The sequence below is a fragment of the Marivita sp. genome (assembly GCF_017643905.1).
GTDB lineage: Bacteria > Pseudomonadota > Alphaproteobacteria > Rhodobacterales > Rhodobacteraceae > Marivita.
The window spans coordinates 1-2,454 of record NZ_JAEPMO010000271.1 but is presented as its reverse complement, the minus strand read 5'-3'; the positions used below and the strand labels follow the sequence as shown (position 1 = coordinate 2,454).

Genomic DNA, 2,454 nt, shown 5'->3' with positions numbered 1-2,454 from the left:
TCTTCGCGTCCAGACTCGCGTAGCGGTCAGAAAGATCAAAGAAACTCATCTGCGCCATGGCTGCATCCCCTGTGCCGGTCCATCGCCTCAATCATACAGCAGCGCCAAGGTCGGGGCAATTTTTAGAGATGCCCTAAAGATGCTTACAGACGTATAAATTTTAGGCAGAAACTGCGGATTTTCTTCGCTTTTTCACGACCACCCATGCTAGCGCTAGCATGCCTTGAAGTGTGTATGAAACGGTCTAGATGACACGTATTGGCCAGTCGGGGATTGTTCATTACCCGATAAAAACACTGCGCTCGCGCGGCTTACAGGCGAACGCCAAACCGCCACATAATCACGCCAACTGTTCCGACACCGTCCTGCGCAGCTTTGATCACAAAAGCGCAAGACTCCATTGTGTGGCCCGTTTCAAGCGCGGGGCTACAGCGATGGATGCCTGTCCGTTCCAAGGGGCCGACCGTGTCAGACCCGGACAGACGCAGTTCGTGATCCGATGCGCCCATCCCCAGAACCTGTGCAAGCACGATGAAACCCGCAAGCACTGTTGCATGACAGATCGAGAACGCCCGCGCATGTCGATTACGTTTTCCCAGCATCTGCGTCTCCACTTGCAGAATGTGAACTACTCGGTTCAGCTTATGGGGACCCACCCGTCACGTGCAACTCACAACTTCGCGCTTTTGCGCACATTTGATGTGTTGCGAACCGGCGACTCGGCAGAAAAGCGCACGAAAGATCGCGAGCATTTCGCAAAATTTCTCTCGAGAACCTGTTTTCAGCAATAAATGACAAAATATTCTTGCCTCAGGGTACTTTTTTCTTGGTTTTCGATGTTGACGCTCCCCGAGGGTCAACATAATGTCCGCCCACGCGAGAAGGAGCGATCATGGCACGAGTGCTAGTCATTGTAGAGAAAGCGCGCATGGGCCGGTAACGGAACCTGACTATAGTCCCATGCGCCCCCGACTGAACATCGGGGGTTTTTTTTCGCGTAATGAACAGAAGTGTCTGTAAACGGAGCAAAGCGATGACACGTCAAATGACCGGAGCGAAAATGGTGGTTCAAGCCCTGAAGGATCAGGGTGTGGACACAGTATTCGGGTATCCCGGTGGCGCTGTGCTACCGATTTACGACGAGATTTTTCAACAGAACGGCATTCGCCACTACCTTGTTCGCCATGAACAGGGCGCCGTTCACGCCGCCGAAGGCTATGCCCGCGCGACCGGCAAACCGGGCGTTGTACTTGTGACCTCTGGCCCCGGCGCCACAAACGCCGTGACTGGTCTGACCGACGCATTGATGGACAGCATCCCGATTGTGGTTCTCACCGGGCAGGTGCCGACCTTCATGATCGGATCGGACGCCTTTCAGGAAGCCGACACCGTGGGCATCACCCGCCCCTGCACCAAGCACAACTGGCTGGTGAAGGACACGGACCACCTGTCCGGCATTCTGCATGAGGCGTTCCACGTGGCGACGACCGGCCGCCCCGGCCCCGTTCTTGTGGACATTCCCAAGGATGTGCAGTTCGCCACTGGCACCTATACTGAAAAGGCCAAAGCCAAGGTCAGCCATTACCAACCGCAGGTCAAAGGCGATATGGAGACCATCACGCAGTTGGTGGAAGCCCTGGAAGTTGCAGAGCGTCCGATCTTCTACACCGGCGGCGGCGTCATCAATTCGGGCCCAGCAGCCAGCCAGCTTCTGCGCGAACTGGTGGATGCAACCGGTTTCCCGATCACGTCGACCCTGATGGGTCTTGGCTGCTACCCGGCGTCCGGCAAGAACTGGCTTGGCATGCTTGGGATGCACGGCCTGTATGAAGCCAACCTTGCGATGCACGGCTGCGATCTGATGATCAATGTGGGCGCGCGGTTTGACGACCGGATCACCGGACGTCTGGATGCGTTCAGCCCGAAATCGCGCAAGGCGCATATCGACATCGACCCCAGCTCGATCAACAAGGTGATCCGCGTGGAAATGCCGATCATTGGCGATGTGGGTCACGTTCTTGAGGACATCCTAAAAGTCTGGAAAGCGCGCGGTCGCAAGGTCAACAAGGAAGGCCTGCAGAAGTGGTGGAACCAGATCGAGCAATGGCGCGCAGTGGACTGCCTCAAGTACAAGCCGTCCGAAAAGTCGATCCGTCCGCAATACGCGATTGACCGGCTGGAACAGCTGACCAAAGGCTACGACCGCTACATCACCACAGAGGTCGGCCAGCACCAGATGTGGGCTGCGCAGTATCTTGGCTTCGAGGATCCGAACCGTTGGATGACCTCAGGCGGTCTCGGCACAATGGGCTACGGCACCCCCGCCTCCATCGGCGTGCAGGTGGCACATCCCGATGCGCTGGTGATCAACGTGGCGGGTGAAGCGTCTTGGCTGATGAACATGCAGGAGATGAGCACCGCGGTGCAGTACCGCCTGCCGGTCAAGCAGTTCAT

General features: G+C 56.8%; 2 protein-coding genes. One reads left to right on the top strand and one right to left on the bottom strand.

All coding sequences use genetic code 11. The features are described from left to right. Positions 1-311 precede the first annotated feature (311 nt). Positions 312-602 carry a hypothetical protein gene (locus JJ869_RS23080; RefSeq protein ID WP_292271260.1) on the bottom strand — a complete coding sequence of 97 codons (291 nt, stop codon included), beginning with the start codon at positions 600-602 and terminating at the stop codon, positions 312-314. 431 nt (positions 603-1,033) lie between these two features. On the opposite strand from JJ869_RS23080, the gene ilvB reads away from it, so the two are divergent. Further along, on the top strand, positions 1,034-2,454 hold a 1,421-nt coding region (gene ilvB / locus JJ869_RS23075; protein WP_292271259.1), incomplete at its 3' end, for a biosynthetic-type acetolactate synthase large subunit.